14 protein-coding genes, 1 pseudogene and 1 riboswitch are annotated in these 18,102 nt (G+C 72.5%); of the genes and pseudogenes, 3 read left to right on the top strand and 12 right to left on the bottom strand.

Annotation, left to right across the window (positions count from 1 at the left end; genetic code table 11):
- Positions 1-14: 14 nt before the first annotated feature.
- From ACTMTJ_RS05915 to ACTMTJ_RS05860, 12 genes and pseudogenes are all read right to left on the bottom strand, one after another.
- The gene (locus ACTMTJ_RS05915; RefSeq protein WP_441215054.1) at positions 15-806 is read right to left on the bottom strand and encodes a cell division protein FtsQ/DivIB; all 792 of its coding nucleotides are present in this window, start codon (positions 804-806) and stop codon (positions 15-17) included.
- A gap of 76 nt (positions 807-882) precedes the next feature.
- The gene (gene murC, locus ACTMTJ_RS05910) at positions 883-2,280 is read right to left on the bottom strand and encodes a UDP-N-acetylmuramate--L-alanine ligase (RefSeq protein ID WP_441215053.1); all 1,398 of its coding nucleotides are present in this window, start codon (positions 2,278-2,280) and stop codon (positions 883-885) included.
- Positions 2,277-3,386: an undecaprenyldiphospho-muramoylpentapeptide beta-N-acetylglucosaminyltransferase gene (murG, locus tag ACTMTJ_RS05905; protein ID WP_441215052.1), complete on the bottom strand. Its 1,110-nt coding sequence runs from the start codon at positions 3,384-3,386 to the stop codon at positions 2,277-2,279. The genes murC and murG overlap by 4 nt, the downstream gene beginning before the upstream one ends.
- Entirely contained in the window at positions 3,386-4,771 is a 1,386-nt protein-coding gene (locus ACTMTJ_RS05900; protein ID WP_441215051.1) for an FtsW/RodA/SpoVE family cell cycle protein, read from the bottom strand. Before ACTMTJ_RS05900 ends, murG begins: the two co-directional genes overlap by 1 nt.
- Before the next feature lie 346 nt (positions 4,772-5,117).
- Positions 5,118-6,215, bottom strand: a complete 1,098-nt coding sequence (gene mraY / locus ACTMTJ_RS05895; protein ID WP_441215050.1) for a phospho-N-acetylmuramoyl-pentapeptide-transferase — start codon at positions 6,213-6,215, stop codon at positions 5,118-5,120.
- Positions 6,212-7,591: a UDP-N-acetylmuramoyl-tripeptide--D-alanyl-D-alanine ligase gene (locus tag ACTMTJ_RS05890; RefSeq protein ID WP_441215049.1), complete on the bottom strand. Its 1,380-nt coding sequence runs from the start codon at positions 7,589-7,591 to the stop codon at positions 6,212-6,214. Before ACTMTJ_RS05890 ends, mraY begins: the two co-directional genes overlap by 4 nt.
- Entirely contained in the window at positions 7,588-9,036 is a 1,449-nt protein-coding gene (locus ACTMTJ_RS05885; protein ID WP_441215407.1) for a UDP-N-acetylmuramoyl-L-alanyl-D-glutamate--2,6-diaminopimelate ligase, read from the bottom strand. The genes ACTMTJ_RS05890 and ACTMTJ_RS05885 overlap by 4 nt, the downstream gene beginning before the upstream one ends.
- Positions 9,037-9,132: 96 nt before the next feature.
- The gene (locus ACTMTJ_RS05880) at positions 9,133-11,325 is read right to left on the bottom strand and encodes a peptidoglycan D,D-transpeptidase FtsI family protein (protein WP_441215048.1); all 2,193 of its coding nucleotides are present in this window, start codon (positions 11,323-11,325) and stop codon (positions 9,133-9,135) included.
- A gap of 90 nt (positions 11,326-11,415) precedes the next feature.
- Positions 11,416-12,072, bottom strand: a complete 657-nt coding sequence (locus ACTMTJ_RS05875; RefSeq protein ID WP_441215047.1) for a hypothetical protein — start codon at positions 12,070-12,072, stop codon at positions 11,416-11,418.
- A gap of 14 nt (positions 12,073-12,086) precedes the next feature.
- Positions 12,087-13,040, bottom strand: a pseudogene (rsmH, locus tag ACTMTJ_RS05870) (16S rRNA (cytosine(1402)-N(4))-methyltransferase RsmH); the annotation flags it as partial.
- A gap of 190 nt (positions 13,041-13,230) precedes the next feature.
- Positions 13,231-13,662 (bottom strand): division/cell wall cluster transcriptional repressor MraZ, encoded by a 432-nt coding sequence (mraZ, locus tag ACTMTJ_RS05865; protein WP_441215046.1) that lies wholly within the window; start codon positions 13,660-13,662, stop codon positions 13,231-13,233.
- A 323-nt stretch (positions 13,663-13,985) separates the two neighbouring features.
- Positions 13,986-14,810: an NlpC/P60 family protein gene (locus ACTMTJ_RS05860; protein WP_441215045.1), complete on the bottom strand. Its 825-nt coding sequence runs from the start codon at positions 14,808-14,810 to the stop codon at positions 13,986-13,988.
- A gap of 5 nt (positions 14,811-14,815) precedes the next feature.
- A riboswitch (cyclic di-AMP (ydaO/yuaA leader) is annotated at positions 14,816-14,938 on the bottom strand.
- Between the two features lie 376 nt (positions 14,939-15,314).
- Between ACTMTJ_RS05860 and ACTMTJ_RS05855 the strand changes: the two genes are divergently transcribed.
- From ACTMTJ_RS05855 to ACTMTJ_RS05845, 3 genes are read left to right on the top strand one after another with little or no spacing between them, the layout of a single operon-like run.
- The gene (locus ACTMTJ_RS05855) at positions 15,315-16,535 is read left to right on the top strand and encodes a MurT ligase domain-containing protein (RefSeq protein WP_441215406.1); all 1,221 of its coding nucleotides are present in this window, start codon (positions 15,315-15,317) and stop codon (positions 16,533-16,535) included.
- The gene (locus tag ACTMTJ_RS05850; protein WP_441215044.1) at positions 16,525-17,241 is read left to right on the top strand and encodes a type 1 glutamine amidotransferase; all 717 of its coding nucleotides are present in this window, start codon (positions 16,525-16,527) and stop codon (positions 17,239-17,241) included. The genes ACTMTJ_RS05855 and ACTMTJ_RS05850 overlap by 11 nt, the downstream gene beginning before the upstream one ends.
- Positions 17,238-17,972, top strand: a complete 735-nt coding sequence (locus ACTMTJ_RS05845; protein ID WP_441215043.1) for a TVP38/TMEM64 family protein — start codon at positions 17,238-17,240, stop codon at positions 17,970-17,972. The genes ACTMTJ_RS05850 and ACTMTJ_RS05845 overlap by 4 nt, the downstream gene beginning before the upstream one ends.
- Positions 17,973-18,102: the final 130 nt, after the last annotated feature.

Raw genomic sequence — 18,102 nt, 5'->3', positions numbered from 1 at the left:
ACACGCCGGGCGATCTATCGGATCGTGACTACTTCCGGCGCGCTCACGTCGATCCGGTCGCCTTTGCGCTTCAACAGCGCGGTCGCCACCTCGGACTTCGCGTCGCTCTGGCTGGCGTCGCCCCACACGATCAGCCGGCCGCCGCGCAGCTCCAGCTCGATCTCGGCCGGGCCCTTCACGACCACGGCGGACAGCTGCTTGGCCAGCTGCGGGCTGAGCGCCGCCAGCACCTCCAGCGCCGATCGGGTGGCGGCGTCGTCCGGACCAGGACTGGGTACCCGGGCCAGCGGCAGCCCGCCGGGCCGCGCGGAGACGGTGTGGAACGCGACGCCGTGCTTGTCGACCAGCACGAACTTCTTGCCCTGCGGCACCACCGCCACGGGCGTGCGCTCGACGACGTCGATCGCGATCGTGCCGGGCCAGTCGCGGGAGGCGATCACCCGGTCGACGGGCGCGAGCCCGGCCAGCCGCTCCTCGATGGCGCCGAGGTCGACGCGGGCCAGCGGGACGCCGTCTCGCACGTCGGCGATCTGCCGCACCTCCTCGGCGGAGAGGATCGCGGTGCCGGACACCCGCACGTCGCGGACGCCGAAGACGCCCGTGCCGTACACGATCCAGGTGACCAGCCCGGCGAGGGCCAGCACCGCCCCGATCGTGGCCCACGGCATCGCGGCCCGCAGCCGCCGCTGGCGGGCCCGGGCCATGAAGCGCCGGGCCGAGGCCGGCACGGCGTCGGAACGTGCCCTGACAAGCCGCCACCGCCGCGCCCTGGTCGGCCCGCCGCCACGACTCCCCGGTGCGGTCACGCCGCGCTCCGCGTGGAGTGATCAAAGCTCCTCTCAAGCAGCTCCAACTGCTTGAGAGGAGCTTTGATCACGGGGCTCACGCCTGCGGCTCCAGGGCGGCGAGCAGCTCGTCGCCCATCAGGGAGATGGGCGGGGCGCCCATCGTGACGACCACGTCTCCCGGCTTGGCGCGCCGCACCACTTCGGCGGGCACGTCCTCCCAGGACGGCACGAAGACCTTGGCGCCGGCGGGCAGGTCGACGGCGGCGGTCAGCGCGACGCCGCCCTCGCCGGGCTGGCGCACCTCCCCCGGACCGAAGACCTCCAGGATGACCACCTCGTCGGCGATGCCCAGCGCGGTGGCGAGCTCGGCCTGGAGGTCGCGGGTGCGGTAGACCCGGTAGGGCTGGAAGACCACGATCAGCCGCCCGCCCGCGGCCACCTCGCGCAGTGTGTGCAGCGCGGCGGTCATCGACGTCGGGTGGTACGCGTACTCGTCGTACACCGCCACGCCGGCCGCGACGCCCTTGCGCTCGAAGCGCCGCCGCACGCCCGGAAACGCCGCGAGCGCGCGCACCGCGGCCTCCAGCGGCAGGTCGAGCCGGATCGCGGTGAGCACCGCGGCGGCGCTGTTGAGACCGAGGTGGCGACCGGGCACCGGCAGCGTGACCGTGCCGAGCGGCTTACCGTCCAATGTGGCCTGGTAGCGCACACCGTCTACCGAGGACACGACGTCGGTCAGGCGCAGGTCGGCGTCTTCCGCCTCGCCGTACGTGTACACCGTGCGCCCCTCGCCGCGCAGCAGGTCGGCCAGCGCGCGGGTGCCCGGGTTGTCGGCGCAGGTGACCACGAACCCGCCCGGCCGCACCAGCCGCGCGAACTCCGCGAACGCGGCGGAGAGCCCGGCCAGGTCGCCGTACGTGTTGAGGTGGTCGGCGTCGATGTTGGTGATGATGGCGACGTACGGCCGGTAGAGCAGGAACGAGCGGTCGCTCTCGTCGGCCTCGACCACGAAGTACGCGCCGGTGCCGTGGTGCCCGTTGGAGCCGGCCTCGGAGATCTCGCCGCCGATGACGAACGACGGGTCCTCACCGGCCTGCTGGAGGATCAGCGTGGCCATCGAGGTGGTGGTGGTCTTGCCGTGCGTGCCGGCCACCGCGATCGCCCGCCGCCCGGTCATCGTCGCGGCGAGCGCCTCGGCCCGGTGCAGCACGCGCAGCCCGCGCCGGCGCGCCTCGACCAGCTCGATGTGGTCCTGCGGGATCGCGGTGGAGTAGACGACCGTGTCCACACCGTCCAGATTGGACGCTTCGTGTGTCATGTGTACGGTGCCGCCGAGCGCGCGCAGCCCGGCCAGCGACGGCCACTCACGCAGCTCGCTGCCGGAGACCGGGATGCCGCGGGTGAGCAGGAGCCGGGCCAGCCCGCTCATCCCGACGCCACCCACGCCGATGAGATGGACCGAGCCCAGATCCTCGGCCGTCAAGTCGGTCACTGGCTGGCCACCGCCTCGTACACGAAGTCGAGCAGCGCCTCGTCGCCGTCGCGCCGGCCGTACGCGGCCGCGGCGGCACCCATCGCCGCCAGCCGCTGCGGGTCGCGTGCCAGCGGGACCACCGTCCTTTCGATCCAGTCCGGGCTCATCTCGCCGTCGTCGACGAGCAGCCCGCCGCCGGCCTCCACGACCGGCAACGCGTTGCGCTTCTGCTCCTGGTTGCTGTGCGGGTACGGCACGTACACCGCGGGCAGCCCGAGCGCGGCCACCTCGGCGCACGTCATCGCGCCGCCGCGGCACAGCATCATGTCGGCCGCCGCGTAGCCAAGCTCCATTTCGGACAGGTACGGCAGCGTCACGTACGGGACGGGCAGGTCGCTCGGCGGCGACACCGCCTCGTTGCGGGCGCCGATCACGTGCAGCACCTGGATGCCGGCGCGGGCCAGCTCCTTGGCGGCGCCGACGACCGCGAGGTTGATCGAGCGGGCGCCCTGCGAGCCACCGGAAACGAAGAGCACCGGCAGGTCGGGGCGGAGCCCGAAGTGCGCCCGCGCCGCGTCGCGCGCCGCAGTGCGGTCGAGCGAGGTGATCGAGCGGCGCAGCGGCACGCCCACCACCTTCGCCTTGCGCAACGCCTCGGACTGCACCGGCTGGTGCGGGAAGCCCACCGCGACGTGCTTGGTGAACTTCATGCCCATCCTGTTGGCCACGCCGGGCGGCACGTTGACCTCGTGGATCACGATCGGCATCTCGCGGCGCCAGGCGGCGAGGTAGGCCGGCACCGACACGTACCCGCCGAAACCGACGACCGCGTCGGCCTTGACTTCGTCGATCACCTTGCCCGCCGCGCGGGCCGACCGCCACATCCGGTCGGGCGTGCGCAGCAGGTTCATGTTGACCGAGCGCGGGAGCTGGTAGGCCGGGATCTGCCGCAGGTCGTAGCCGTGCGGCGGGATCAGCTCGTTTTCCAGGCCCTTCGGCGTGCCCACACAGGTGATCCGCACGTGCGGGTCGTGCCGGCGCAGGCAATCCGCGAAGGCGAGCAGTGGGTAGATGTGGCCCCCGGTCCCCCCTCCAGCCAGGACGACCGACCGCAGCACACCCATCACCGTCTCCTCTCGCTCTCCGCACCGGCCCGTGCCGCCGCCGTGGCGGCCTTGGCGGCCGGCTTGGCGGCCGCGGGCTTCGCCGCCGGCGGCAGCGGTGGCAACGGGGCCCAGAGTAGCCGCACCCATTTCGCGGGCGGACGGGCGTGCAGGGCTCGGGCCGCGTCGGGCTCGGCGCGGGCGAAGGAGGCGAGCATGCCTACCGCGGCGAGGGTGACCACGAGGGCACTCCCGCCGTCGGAGATGAACGGGAGCGGCAGGCCGGTGATGGGCAGCAGCCCTACCACCCCGCCGATGTTGATGATGGCCTGGCTGGTCAGCCAGGTGGTCACGGCCGCCGCGGCGAGCCGGCGGAACGGGTCGTCGACCCGGCGGGCGATGCGCAGGCCGGTGTACGCCAACACGGCGAACAGCGCCAGCACCACCACACACCCGACGACGCCCAGCTCCTCGGCGACGACGGCGAAGATGAAGTCGTTGTGCTCGGCCGGCAGCCAGCCCCACTTGAAGCTGCTCTTGCCCAGCCCGACGCCGAACCAGCCGCCGTGGTCGATCGCCCGCCGCGCCTGGAGCGCCTGGTAGCAAATGGACTGGTCGCAGTTTTCCGGCGGGTTGAAGAACGACGTGAGCCGCTCGAACCGGTAGTTTCGCTGTCCCTCCTCACCCGAGCCGCCGCCGACCGAGGCGGCCGCGATGAGCAGGCCGATGCCGGCGAGGCCGAGCGCGGAGAGGGTGCCGAAGACCCGCAGCCGCACGCCGACCGCCCACAGCAGGCCGACCACGACCGCGAGGAGGCAGAGCATCGTGCCGAGGTCGTTGTAGCCGACGAGCACGAACAGCAGCGCGACGACCGGGAAGAGCGGGGTGGCCAGCTCACGCCACCAGCCGAGCGACTCGCCCTTGCGGACCAGCAGGTCGGCGCCCCACATGACCAGGCCGAACTTGGCCAGCTCGGACGGCTGCACCTGGATCGGGCCGAGCCACAGCCACAGCAGGTCGGCCTGGATCGGCCCGAGCGAGACGGTGCCTTCGATCCGGGCCATCCGCCCGTACACGACGAGCAGGTCGAGCACGATCAGCAGCACGAACGCCGTGCCGAGGACCGGCTTGCCGAGCGCCCGGAAGGTACGCGCCGGCAGCCGCTGGCAGGCCCAGAACGCGACGAGCCCGATAGCGGCGAACACCGCCTGCTTCGTGATCATCGTGAACGCGTTGCCGTTGGTCGCGTACGCCTTCACGCTGGTCGCCGAGAACACCATCGTGAGGCCGATGATCAGCAGCAGGGCCGCGCTGGAGATCAGGAGGTAGTAGGACGCGAGGGGTCGCTGGAGCAGCCCGCGCAGCACCGCGAGCGGGCCGGCCTCGGCCTTGTCGTCCTCCCCCACGCCCTTATCATCGGCGCTCCAACACGCACAGCCCGGCTTCTGCTCGGGCGTGTCGCGTGCCGCGTTTCTTCCTGCCCACGCCCGCGTCTGGTCGCCCGTCGTCGCCCCAGGGCTCTAGAGAGCTTTCGAGTCGGGGGTGGCTTCGACCCCCCTTTTGGATTTGAGCTACCGCGATGTCCGTCGTGGTCCCGACCACTGCTCCCGCGGCCTCACCCGTCCGCCGCTGGTCACGCCCACCCGCCCCGGCCCGCCCCGGCCCGCGCATACGGTCCGCCGCTGACGCGGACATGGGCGAAATATGCCTCGAAGAAACGCCACGACGGGTAGCGAATCGAGTGGATCGTAGCTAGCTGACGCCGGTGAGGAAGTCCGAGTAGAACAGGCCGAGGCCGATCGCGACGCCGATGCCGGCGATGATCCAGAAGCGGACCACGATGTTGACCTCGCTCCAGCCGGCGAGCTCGAAATGGTGTTGCAGCGGCGACATGCGGAAGACGCGGCGGCCGGTCGTGCGGAACGAGATCACCTGGATCACGACCGACATCGTGATGATGACGAACAGGCCGCCGATGATGAGCAGCAGCAGCATCGTGCGGCTCGCCATCGCCAAGCCGCCGATCAGGCCGCCGAGGCCCAGCGCGCCGGTGTCGCCCATGAAGATACGGGCGGGCGACGTGTTCCACCACAGGAAGCCGACACAGGCGCCGGCCGCGGCGCCGGCGATCAGCGCTATCTCCAGCGGATCTCGCACGGCGTAGCAGTAGTCGGCCGTGTAGCTCGGGTCGGCGCACCAGTGGCGGTACTGCCAGAAGGCGATCAGCCCGTAGGCGGCGAGCACCATCACCGACGCGCCGGTGGCGAGGCCGTCGAGGCCGTCGGTGAGGTTGACGCCGTTGCTGGCGGCCATCACCACGAAGATGAAGATGATGACCGAGCCGACCTTCGTGACGTCGAACCACTCGATGTCACGGATGAACGAGATCTCGGTGCTGCCGACGGTCTCCGTGTTGGTGCTCGGGAAGTAGAGCGCGACCACGCCGAAGACGCCGCCGACGATCGCCTGCCCGACCAGTTTGTACCGGCCGCTGAGGCCACCGCTGTTGCGGCGCCGCACCTTCAGGTAGTCGTCGATGAAGCCGACCGCGCCGCAGAAGACGAAGAGCCCGAGCAGCACCAGCGCGGTGATGGTCGGGCCGACCTGGGCGATCTGCGCCTCGGGCAGGGTGGTGAGCGCGGCGTGACCGGCTACGTACGCCAGGCACGTGGCGATGATGAACGCCACGCCGCCCATCGTCGGTGTGCCCTTCTTGCCCTGGTGGGTCGCCGGGCCGATGGAGCGGATGGGCTGTCCCGCCTTCAGCGCGGTGAAGACCCGGATGGCGATGGGGGTGCCGAAGAGCGACACGAGGAACGCGACCGCGGCCGCGACGATGACCGCCCTCACGAATCGGCCCCTGGGCGCAGCGAGTCGACCACGTCCCACGTGCGATACCGCGAGCCCTTCACCAGCACGACGTCGCCGGAGCGCAGCTCGCGCCGCAGCGCCGCGACGGCCGCGCTCTGATCGGTAACCAGCACCGACTCTCCTCCCCACGTCGCCACCGCCACCGCGCCCTCGTGGATCGGCGCGGCGGTATCGCCCACCACGAGCAGCCGGTCGACGCCGAGCTCCGCGGCGAGCCGTCCGACCTCCTCGTGGCCTTCCCGTTCGTGCTCGCCCAGCTCGGCCATGTAGCCCAGCACCGCCACCGTGCGGCGACCCGCGCCGATGCCGACCAGCGCGTGCAGCGCGGCCGCCATCGAGGAGGGGTTGGCGTTGTACGAGTCGTCGATGACCGTGACACCGTCGGCACGGTCGAAGACGTCCATCCGGCGGTCGGAAACCACCCGCAGCTCGGAGAGGGCGGCGCCCAGCTCGGCCGCCGGAAAGCCGAGCGCGTGCGCGACCGCCGCGGCGAGCAGCGTGTTGCCCACCTGGTGGCGGCCCGCGATGCCGAGCCGCACGGGCGCCTCCCCGTCGGGGGTGACCAGCGTGTAGGCCGCCCGACCGGCGTCCACGACGACGTCCGCCGCGCGCACCGACGCGTCCGGCGCCTCTCCGGCCAGCACGACGCGGGCCGCGGTGCGGTCGGCCATCGCGCGTACCCGGGGGTCGTCCGCGTTGAGCACCGCGACACCACCCGCCGGCAGCGCCTCGACAAGCTCGCCCTTCGCCGCGGCGATCGCGTCGACCGAGCCGAACTCGCCGATGTGCGCCACCCCCACGTTGATCACCACGCCGATCTTCGGCGGGGCGACCTGGCAGAGGTGGGTGATGTGGCCGACGCCGCGGGCACCCATCTCCAGCACCAGGAAGCGGGTCTTCTCGTCGGCGTGCAGCACCGTGTACGGGTGGCCGAGCTCGTTGTTGAACGAGCCGGCCGTCGCCACGGTCGGGCCGAGCCGGGTGAGCAGCTGGGCGACGAGGTCCTTGGTCGTGGTCTTGCCGGACGAGCCGGTCAGCCCGACGATCGTCAGGTCCGGCAGGCGGTCGACCACGTACCGGGCCAGCGCGGCCATGGCGGCGCGCTGGTCGTCGACCAGCACCGCGGGCACGGGCACCGGATGTGACGCGAGCACCGCGACCGCGCCGGCCGCGACCGCACCCGCCGCGTAGTCGTGACCGTCCACCTTCTCGCCCGGGAACGCCACGAACAGCCCGCCCGGCGTCACCTTGCGGGAGTCGAACTCCACCGTGCCGGTGACCCGGGCCTCGGGGTCGGCGCCCTCCAGGCGGCCACCGACCGCGGCCGCCACCTCCGCGAGCGTCAACGTGATCACGCCATCACCTCCGCGAGCGCCGCGGCGAGCTCCACCCGGTCGTCGAAGGGCAGCACCTCGCCGCCGACCTCCTGCCCGCGTTCGTGTCCCTTGCCCAGCACCGCGACGATGTCGCCCGGCGCCGCCTTGCCGACCGCGAAGTCGATCGCCGCCCGCCGCCCCGCGACCTCGAAGACCTCGGCGCCGGAGGCGCCCGTCGCGCCGTCCAGCACGCCCCGCCGGATCGCCGCCGGGTCCTCGGTACGCGGGTTGTCGTCGGTGACCACCACGACGTCCGCGCCCTCGGCGGCGGCCCGGCCCATCAGCGGGCGCTTCGCCTTGTCGCGGTCGCCGCCGGCACCGATCACGCAGAACACCCGGCCGGTGGCGAGCTCGCGCAGCGCGGCGAGCGCGGCGACGATCGCGTCCGGCTTGTGCGCGTAGTCGACGACGCCGAGCACCGGCCCGGGCGCCTCGACCCGCTCCAGCCGCCCCGGAACGCCGGGGCAGGCGGCCACACCGCGGGCGGCGGTAGCCGGATCGACGCCGGTGGCGGCGAGCGCGGCGATGGCCAGCAGCGCGTTGGCGACGTTGTGCCGCCCGGGCAGGGAGACGCCGGCTTCGACGGGCCCGTCCGGGCCGATCGCCGTGAACCGCTGGGCGTACGCTATGCCCGAAATGTCGGCAGCCCGCCAGGTGGCGTCCGGCGAACCCGCCGCCGAGTACGTCACCGTCGCCGGCTTCATCAACGGCGTCAGTGCCCGGTCGTCGAGGTTGAGGATCTCCACCCGGCAGCGGCCGTCGAAGAGCTTCGCCTTGGCCGCGAAGTAGTCGTCCGCGTCCGCGTGGAAGTCGAGGTGGTCGAGGCCGAAGTTGGTATACCCGCCGACGTCGAAGCGCACCCCGCTGACCCGGCCCATCGCGAGGGCGTGGCTGGACACCTCCATCACCACGGCGGTCACACCCCGCTCGCGGGCGGTCGCGAGCAGCGCGTGCAGGTCGGTCGCCTCGGGCGTGGTGCGGACGCTGTCGACCACCAGGTCGCCCAGGCGCGTCTCCACGGTGCCGATCAGCCCGGTCACGTGGCCGGCGGCGCGCAGCCCGCTCTCCACCAGGTACGCGGTCGAGGTCTTGCCGGCCGTGCCGGTGACGCCGATGACCGTGAGGTGCGCGGTCGGGTCGCCGTAGACGGCCGAGGCGATCGGGCCGAGCGCCTCCCGGGGCTGGTCCACCACGATCGCCGGCAGCCCCGCCTCGGCCGCGGCGGGGGCGCCGGCCGGGTCGGTGAGCACCGCCACCGCACCGGCGCGGGCCGCGTCCGCCACGAACTCGCTCCCGTGGCGCCGGGCGCCGGGCAGCGCCGCGTAGAGGTCGCCCGCCCGTACGTCGCCGCTCGCGTGCGTCACCCCGCCGATCAGTAGGTCAGCCGCCGTGGTGGCGCCAACCAGCGCCGCGAGGCCGGCCAGGGGGCGCGGTGTCACCGTACGCGGACGGAGATTGCCAGGCACGGCGTCAGACCCTACCGGTTGGTGGCACGCCGGCCGTACAGCACGTCCGGCGGTTCAGGGGTAGACGACAAAGTTCGGCGGCTTCCCGCTGCTCACCGGTACCCCGAAGTGGGTGAGCGCGTACCCCATCATGTCGTGGAACGCCGGCGCGGTGACCTCGCCGCCCCCGCCGGCCGGCACGTGCGCGAAGACCGCGATGACGTAGCGCGGGTTGTCCGCCGGCGCCATGCCGACGAACGACGCGACGCTGCCGGGCACGTACTTGCCGTTGACCACGCGCGAGCCGGTGCCGGTCTTGCCCGCCACCCGGTAGCCGTCGACCGCCGCGTGGACGCCCGTGGCGCCCTTGACGGTGGTCACCGCCTCCAGCATCGTGCGCACCTCGCGGGCGGTCTCCGGCGTGATCACCTGGCGCCTGGTGGGCGGCGCGGCCGGCGTGCGCTTGCCGTCCGGGCCGATCGTCTCCTTCACCAGGTGCGGCTGCACCCACGTGCCGTCGTTGGCGATCGCCGCGTACGCCGCGGCCATCTGGAGCGGAGTCACCGCCACGCTGTGGCCGATCGGCACCGAGCCGTACGCCGAGCCGCTCCAGTCCTCCGGTGGCAGCAGCGCGCCGGACGCCTCGCCGGGCACGCCGACGCCGGTCGCCGTGCCGAGCCCGAACTTCTTCTGGTACTCGTACAGCTTCTCCTTGCCCAGCTTGTCGGCGATCGCGATGGTGCCGACGTTGGAGGAGTACGCGAGGATGCCCGGGATGCTCATCCGCCGGGGCGTCCAGTTGGTGTGCGAGTCCTTGAAGCGCTGGTCGCCCTTGATCACGTTCGGCCCCACCATGAACGTGTCGGTCGGCTTGACCGCGCCCTCTTGCAGCGCGGCGCTGATGGTGATCGCCTTGTGCACCGAGCCGGGGTCGACCACGAAGCTCGTCGCGGTGTCCTCGCGGTCCTCGGGCTTGCTCTTCAGCGGCTGGGCGGCGTCGTACGTCGGGTAGCTGGCCTGCGCCAGCACCTCGCCGCTGCGCACGTCGAGCACGACCGCCGCGCCGACGTACGCCTTCGCCTCCTGCATCCGGGCGAAAAGCGTCCGCTGCACCATGTACTGGAGGTCGCGGTCGATGGTCAGCTGGAGCGAGCTGCCCGGCTGGGCCTTGGTCTCCTGGTTGTAGCCGCCCGGGATCTCCGCGTCGAGCGCGCCCTGTCCCACCTCGAAGACCCGCTTGCCGTCGACACCGCGCAGCAGCTCGTCGTAGCGTGCCTCCAGCCCTTCCAGGCCGTTGAGGTCCTGGCTGGTGAAGCCGATGATGCTGGCCGCGAGGTCCTGGCCGGGCACCTGGCGCTGCTCGTCGCGGTCGACGATGATCCCTGGCAGGTTGAGCGCCTCGACCCGCCGGCCGTCGGCGATGGAGACACCACGCGCCAGGTACTCGAAGCGGGACGGGCCACCGCCGGGCTGCTTGCGCTTGGCCATCTTGGTCATCAACACCGACTTGGGTACGGCGATGAGCGGCTCGAGCGCGGCGGCCGTCTTCGGCAGGTCGGTGGCGAGCTCCGGGTCGACCGCCACATAGCGAGCCTCGACGCTCTGCGCGAGCACGGCACCGCCCCGGTCGTAGATGGCGCCGCGCGGCGCGGGCAGGACGACCCGGTCCAGCCGCGTCTCCAGACCCTTCGCCGCGAAGGCCGGCGACTCGGTGAACTGGAGTGTCACGATCCGGATCCCGATCGTGGCGAAGACCGTGAGCGCCAGCACCGTGCCCAGGCGCAGCCGCCGCCGCTGGTCCATCAGCCGCGGCGGGCGCCGCGGCCGCGCGGGCGCCCTCTTCCGCGGCGCCGCTGCCTTTTTCGCCGCCGCGGACGCCTTCGCCGCCGTCGTGCGCTTTCGAGGTCCGGGTACCGACGAGGGGGCGGCTTTCTTCGTGGCCCTCGGAGGAGTCTGTGGCGCCTCCGCCCGCTTGGGCTCCTCCCCAGGCGCGCGGCGGGCGTTGCGCGGCTTGCCGCCCTCGACCACTTGCAGCGCCGGCCGGAAGGGATCGGCGGTCCGCCCGGTGCGCGGCGTCCGCTCCCGCATCGTGCGGCCGCGCGGCGTGTACGCCCGCGCCTCGGAGATCCCGAAGCCGCGCTCCGCCGGTGCTTCGCCGGTCGACGCTCGCTCCGCTCGCGCGGAGTCGTCGGGCTTTCCACCCCGCCGCGTGGCGTCCGTGCCACGGGCGGAACCGCGCCGGGGCTCGTCGCTGCCCCGGCGCGGCACTGTCTCACCTGGGGTCTGGTCCTCGCGTCGCGTGCCCGCTCCGCGTGGACCAGACCCGGAAGACCCCGAAGGCCGCTGCGGCATCCTGACCTACTCCGTCGGCTGCTGGTTGGTGCCGGTCCCCTGCTGGGTGTTACCCGTGCCGCCCGCCTGGTCGCCGGTGCCCTGCTGGCCGGTGCCCGTGCCACCCGCCTGCTCGCCGGTGCCGGTGCCGGTGCCCTGCTGGCTGGTGATCGACGGCGCCTGCGTGGCGGGCGTCATCATGCCGGTCACCCGGCCGTCGGGCAGCCGGATCTGCACCGGGGTGCCCTGCACGAGACCCAGCCGGAGGGCCTGGGCGGTGAGGTTGCCCGGGTCCTCGGCCCGCGCGATCTCCTGCTTGAGCTGCTGCTCCTGCACGTCGAGCGCGGACTGCTGCTCGCGCAGCTCGCTCAGCCGGAAGGCGTTCTCGTTGATCTTCGTGTTGACCACGAGGATGCCCAGCACGCCGCCGACCACGACGACCAGGATCAGCGCGATGAACGGTGCCCGCGGCACCGCCACCGGCAGCGGCGGCGCGACCCGCAGCCACGGCACGACCTTGCGCTCCCGCGGTGCGCCCCCCGGCGCCGCGGAATCCCGCGCGGTGTCGATCGGCTCGGTCTTCAGCGCGGTGTTGCCGACCGTCCGGTGTTCCCGCTCCGCGGTCCGGCCCCCCGACCGCGGTGCTCCTGTCGTCTTGATCCTGCTGCTCCCGATGGCGTTCATGTCCCCTCCCCCTCTTCGATCCGGGCCGCGGCCCGCAGCCGCACTGATGCGGCGCGCGGGTTTGCCGCGACCTCCTCCTCGCTCGGTGGCTCGGCGCCGCGGCTGAGCAGCCGCAGCGTCGGCCCGGTGCCGGGCAGCTCGACCGGCAGGTCGACCGGCCCGGTGCTCCGTGCCCGCGCGGCGAGCGCCCGCTTGGCGATCCGGTCCTCCAGCGAGTGGTAGGACAGGACCACCGCGCGGCCACCCGGCGCGAGGGCGTCGAGCGCGAACGGCAGCGCCCTTTCCAGCGCGGCCAGCTCGCCGTTTACCTCGATGCGAAGTGCTTGGAACGTTCTCTTGGCGGGGTGCCCCCCGGTGCGCCTCGCCGCCGCGGGTATCGCGTCCCGCACCAGCGCGGCCAGCCGTGCCGACGAGGTGATGGGCGCCTTCGCCCGCTCGCGCACGATCGCCGCGGCGATCCGTGCGGCGAACTTCTCCTCGCCGTACACCCGCAGCACCCTGATCAGCTCGGGCGCCTCGTACTCGTTGACGACCTCCTCGGCCGTCCGGCCGCGGGTCTGGTCCATGCGCATGTCCAGCGGCGCGTCCTGCGCGTAGGCGAACCCGCGGTCGGGCGCGTCGAGCTGGAGGGACGACACCCCGAGGTCGAAGAGCACCCCGTCGACCCGCTCGTAGTCGAGCAGGTCGAGCACCCGCGGCAGCTCGTCGTAGACCGCGTGCACGAGGTGCGCGCGCCCGCGGAACGGCTCCAGCCGGGCCCGCGCGTGCGCGAGCGCCTCGGTGTCCCGGTCGAGTCCGATCAGGACGGTCCGGGGATGCGCCCGGAGCACCGCCTCCGCGTGGCCGCCGAGCCCGAGGGTGGCGTCCACGTGCACGGTCGTACGGTCACCCCGGTCGAGCGCGGGCGCGAGCAGCGCGAGGCACCGCTCCAGCAGCACCGGCACGTGCGTGCCGCGCAGCTCCCCCATCTCGACCCCCAGTGACCCGCCCGTGTGCCCATGCGCCCGGTGCCCGAAGAACCGTGCGCCGTACTGCCAGATCCCCATCCGCTCTTCCGTGAGCCTCCTTCGCGGGGAGGCCGGGACGCGCCTGACATCGGGGAAGAGACGTCAGGTGCAGGAGCGGCTGGAGATCTCGCAGTACGGCGTCTGCCAGCCCTTAGAGTCCTCCGGGCAGCACCCCCTCCTCGATGCCCGCGAAGTCGTCTTCGCTCTCGGAGAGATAGGTGTCCCACGCTTGCTTGTCCCAGATCTCCACCCGGCTGCTCGCACCGATCACGACGAGTTCGCGGCTCAACCCGGCGTACTCCCGCAGGTGGCCCGGGATCGTCACCCGGCCCTGCTTGTCGGGCACCTCGTCGTGGGCGCTCGCGAAGAACACCCGGCTGTAGGCCCGAGCCGCCTTGTGTGTCATCGGCGTCTCGCGTAGCTGGCCCGCGATCCGCTGGAACTCGGGTGCTGGGAAGACGTAGAGGCAGCGCTCCTGCCCTTTTGTGATCACGACACCTCCCGCCAGCTCGTCGCGAAACTTCGCCGGAAGGATCAACCGGCCCTTTTCGTCCAGGCGCGGGGTGTGGGTGCCGAGAAACATCGGCCCACCCCCTCGCCTCTGGCGGCTTTCGCGGAGCCGCTGTCCCCCGGGGCCGGCGGGTCCCTCCGGTGAGTAACCCTGCCACTGCGCCCCACTGTACTCCACTTCCCTCCACTCGCAACCGGAATCGCAGCGTTGCTCGGGTGACCCCCTTGACAAAACCGCACGTCAAATGCGGTGGAGGGCGGTGGAGGGTCCGGATGGCGACAGGCCGGAGGGGGCAACCGACCCCAGAGACGATCCAGGGCAAACCCGGATGGGCTTGCCCTGGATCGTTGGGGGGATGGGGTGATGTATCGGTGCCGGGGAGGGAAGTGGAGCGACTAGGCGAGCCGGCGCACCACGTAGTTGCTCGACCAGATCTTGTGCTTGCCGACCCGCACACCGGCGCGCGGCGAGTCGTACATGTAGCCGCCGCCGGCGTAGATGCCGACGTGGGTGCCGTACGAGCCGGAGCGGATCACGATCAGGTCGCCGGGGAGCGCCTTGTTCTTCGCCACGCCGGTGCCCGAGCGCTGCTGGTCGTTCGCCTTGTGCGGGAGCACCCGCCCGGCGGCCTTCTTGTACACGTACTTGGTGAAGCCCGAGCAGTCGAAAGCCGAGGGTCCTACGGCGCCGAACTTGTACGGCTTGCCGATGTGCTTGCGCGCTTCGGCGAGCACCTTGGCCCGGCTGGCGATCACCGCGACCGAGGTCCGGCCGGTGACCGTCCCCTTGTACGAGCCACGTCCGCTGTAGACGGCCCGGTACATGCGGCTCTCGTACGGCTTGATGGAGAGGATCGACTTGCCGGTGGAGTAGACCGGACGGGTGCCGGTGCTGACCCACTTCCCGCCCTTCCACACCTGGAACTGGACGGTGCCGCCCCAGACCGCCTTGCGGGTGCTCGGGTCGGTGATCGTGGCAGTGAGCACCAGCGTGTTGCCCCACGGCAGGCGGGCGGTGTTCGGCTTGATCGTCACGTGTGGAGTGACCGACGCGGCCGCCTGCGCGGCGGCGACGGTGGTGGTCGACACGGGCGCGGCTTCGGCGAGCGCGGGACCGGCCAGCAGCTGGCCGGCGCACACGCAGAGCCCGACGGCGAGCGCGAGCCGGCCGGCCCGCCTTTTCGCGGGCAGCCTGTGCCGGCCCGAACGGAGTTCGTGCACGGTATGTGTTCCCTCCGGCACGCCTGCGAGGTGAGCTGTCGGGTTCGGGCGGGAAGGATTGCCCGGCCGCCGTGGCGGCTTCACCCCAAGGCCTCAGCCCGGCCGGGTCTCCCCGGCGTGGGTCGGGACCGCAGATCCTGGGTCCCCCGTCCCCGCCCGCTATGCCGTTGTGTGGCTCCAAGGTCCGCACCGGACGAGCGGGCAGGGCTCGGCGTGTCTCGGCGGCGCGGCCGGGTGAACGACCCGGCTCAACGTTTGTAGCGGATGCCGTTCTCCACACGCTGTGACGAGAATCTTACGGAGCGAGTTTGGCACGCAAGAATATGAGCGGTCGTTAAGGCCACTGTCCTAAATGTCGCGACACTCTGTCGAACTCGGACTCACGCTTCGTTGATCGCTCACGGTGAGTATCGCCACACACATCGCGCGCGACGGACGGTTTCCCGACGGTCGAGTGGAGATCCAGACTGCGTTGGTAACCTCGCCTCCGTGACGGACGGCAAGATGCCCCTGCGGGCGAAGGTCGCCAGCTCGGTCTCCCGCACGGCGGCCGCCCTGTCGCGAGCGGCTGGGCGCGGCGACGGTTCGGTGATCGGCGGCTGGATCGGCCTCAAGATCGACCCAGACCTCCTCGCCCACCTCGCCGCGGGGCGCGCGATCGCCCTGATCTCCGGCACCAACGGCAAGACCACCACGACCCGCCTCGCCGCGGCCGCCGTGGGCGTGCTCGGGCCGGTCGCGACAAACGGGTTCGGCGCCAACATGCCGACCGGCCACACCTCCGCGCTCGCCAAGGCCGGCCAGACGCCGTACGCGGTGCTGGAGGTCGACGAGCACTACCTGCCCAGGGTGCTGGTCGCCACCGAGCCGCGCGTGGTGGCACTGCTCAACCTCTCCCGTGACCAGCTCGACCGGGCCAAAGAGGTCGCGATGATGGCCCAGATGTGGCGCACCGCGCTTGCCGAGCACCCCGGCGTGCACGTGGTGGCCAACGCCGACGACCCGATGGTCGTGTGGGCCGCCGCCGGTTCTCCCGCCGTCACGTGGTTTAGCGCCGGCCAGCGGTGGCATGACGACTCATGGGTTTGCCCCGAGTGCGGCTCGCCGATCGAGCGCCAGGCCGACCAGTGGTGGTGCACCGGCTGCTCGCTGCGCCGGCCGGTGCCGCAGTGGGTGGTCGAGGACGAGGGCGTGGTCGACCCGCGCGGCGCCTGGCACAAGATCTCGCTCCAGCTCCCCGGCCGGGTCAACCTCGGCAACGCGGCCACCGCGCTCGCCGTGGCGGCCCAGTTCGGCGTCCGCCCGACCGACGCGGTCTCCCGCCTCTCCACGGTCGCCTCGGTCGCCGGCCGGTACGCCCAGGTGGTCCGCGACGGCCGCAACATCCGGCTGCTGCTCGCCAAAAACCCGGCGAGCTGGCTGGAGGCGTTCGACATGGCCGATAACGCGCCGACACTGCTCTCGATCAACGCGCGCGACCCCGACGGGCTCGACACGTCGTGGCTGTTCGACGTCGACTTCAGCCCGCTGCGCGGCCGCCAGGTGCTCATCACCGGTGACCGTGCGTACGACCTGGCGGTACGCCTCGAGGTGAACGACGTGCGGTTCCAGCACGTACGTACCTTCGGCGAGGCGGTGCGGCTCGTGCCGCCCGGCCGGCTGGAAGTGATCGCCAACTACACCGCGTTCCAAGACATCCGAGCGGAGCTCGACCGTGTCCTCTGACAGCACCATCCGCATCGTCTGGATCTACCCCGACCTGCTGTCCACGTACGGCGACCGGGGCAACCTGCTCATCCTCGCCCGCCGAGCCGCGCTGCGCGGGCTGCCGGTGCAGACGCTGGAGGTGCGCTCCGACCAGCCGCTGCCCACCACCGCCGACATCTACCTGCTCGGCGGCGGCGAAGACGGCCCGCAGGCCCTCGCCGCCCAGCGGCTGATCGGCGACGGCGGCCTGCACCGCGCCGTGGCGCAGGGCTCGGTGGTGTTCGCGGTCTGCGCCGGCTACCAGCTGCTCGGCGGCTCGTTCTTCGCCAAGGGCACCCAGTACCCCGGCCTCAACCTGCTCGACTTCCACTCCGACCGGGGCCCCACCCGCGCGGTCGGCGAGCTCGGCGGCCCGATCGACCCGCGGCTCGGCCTGCCTCCGCTGACCGGCTTCGAAAACCACGGCGGCCGCACCCACCTTGGCGCCGGCGTATCCCCGCTGGCCCGGGTCACCACCGGCATCGGCAACGACGGCGCGACCGAGGGCGCGTGGCGCGGCAAGCTCCTCGGCACGTACTCCCACGGGCCCGCCCTCTCCCGCAACCCGGCCATCGCCGACCTGCTGCTGCGCTGGGCCACCGGCTACGACTCGCTCCCCCCACTCGACGACACGTGGTCAGACCGCCTCCGCGCGGAGCGCATGGCCGCGACGGCGGCCTCGTGATCGCCCGCCTGCGGGCGCTGGCCCCCCGCCTGCGAGCGTCGGCCCCCCGCCTGCGTGCGCTGGCGCCCCGCCTGCGGCAGCGGTCGGTGGCCCGCTTCACGCTGCTGCTCGCGATCCTGGTCCTCTTCGGCCTCACCGTGCTGCTGCTCCCCCAGCCCGACCTGGCCGACGCCCCCCGCCTGGTCGACCGCCTCGGCCCGCTCGCACCACCGGCGGCGGTCGTCGTGGGCGCGCTGATGATGGTGGTACTCGTCCCCCGCACGCTGGTGTCCTTCGCGTGGGGCGCGCTCTTCGGCACGGTCGGCGGCGCCAGCTACGCGCTCGGCGCCGCGCTGCTCGCCGCCCTGCTCGGCTTCACCGTCGGCCGCACGCTTGGCCGAGACTTCGTCGCCGAACGCGTCCGCGGCCGCCTCGCCCGCCTCGACGGCTGGTTCGCCCGGCAGAGCGTGCTCGGCGTGGTGACCGTACGCCTGCTCCCGGTCGGCGGCTTCGGCCTGATCAGCTACGGCTACGGCACGACCGGCGCGCGGCTGCGCCCGTTCCTGGTCGGCAGCGTGCTGGCGTCGATACCGTCCGCCTTCGGCTACGCGGCCATGGGCGCCGCGGTGGCCTCACCCGGCGACATCAACTGGTTCGCCATCGCCCCGGCCGGCCTCGGCCTGGTAGCCACCACGATCATCGTCACGAAGTGGCGCCGCTCCCGCCGCGCCGCCGCGGCAGCAGCCGCCTGATCTCTCTCCCGCGGGCGGCGGACACGCGGTCCCAAACTACGTAAAACGCCCCACACGACCACCTCACCGGGTGGTCGCTCGTTTACTCCTGGGCGGGTCGTATGCCCGCATCGCCGGTGCCCCCTGCGCC

Origin of the sequence: Phytohabitans sp. LJ34 (genome assembly GCF_052068095.1) — a bacterium.
Classification (GTDB): Bacteria; Actinomycetota; Actinomycetes; order Mycobacteriales; family Micromonosporaceae; genus Phytohabitans.
Note: the sequence above shows the minus strand (reverse complement) of the source record. Positions and strands in the feature narration are given on the sequence as shown.

Coding starts and splice junctions, on each gene's coding strand:
- murG (WP_441215052.1), bottom strand. CDS start 3,386: ATGGGTGTGCTGCGGTCGGTCGTCCTGGCTGGAGGGGGGACCGGGGGC.
- ACTMTJ_RS05875 (WP_441215047.1), bottom strand. CDS start 12,072: ATGAACGCCATCGGGAGCAGCAGGATCAAGACGACAGGAGCACCGCGG.
- mraZ (WP_441215046.1), bottom strand. CDS start 13,662: ATGTTTCTCGGCACCCACACCCCGCGCCTGGACGAAAAGGGCCGGTTG.
- ACTMTJ_RS05855 (WP_441215406.1), top strand. CDS start 15,315: ATGCCCCTGCGGGCGAAGGTCGCCAGCTCGGTCTCCCGCACGGCGGCC.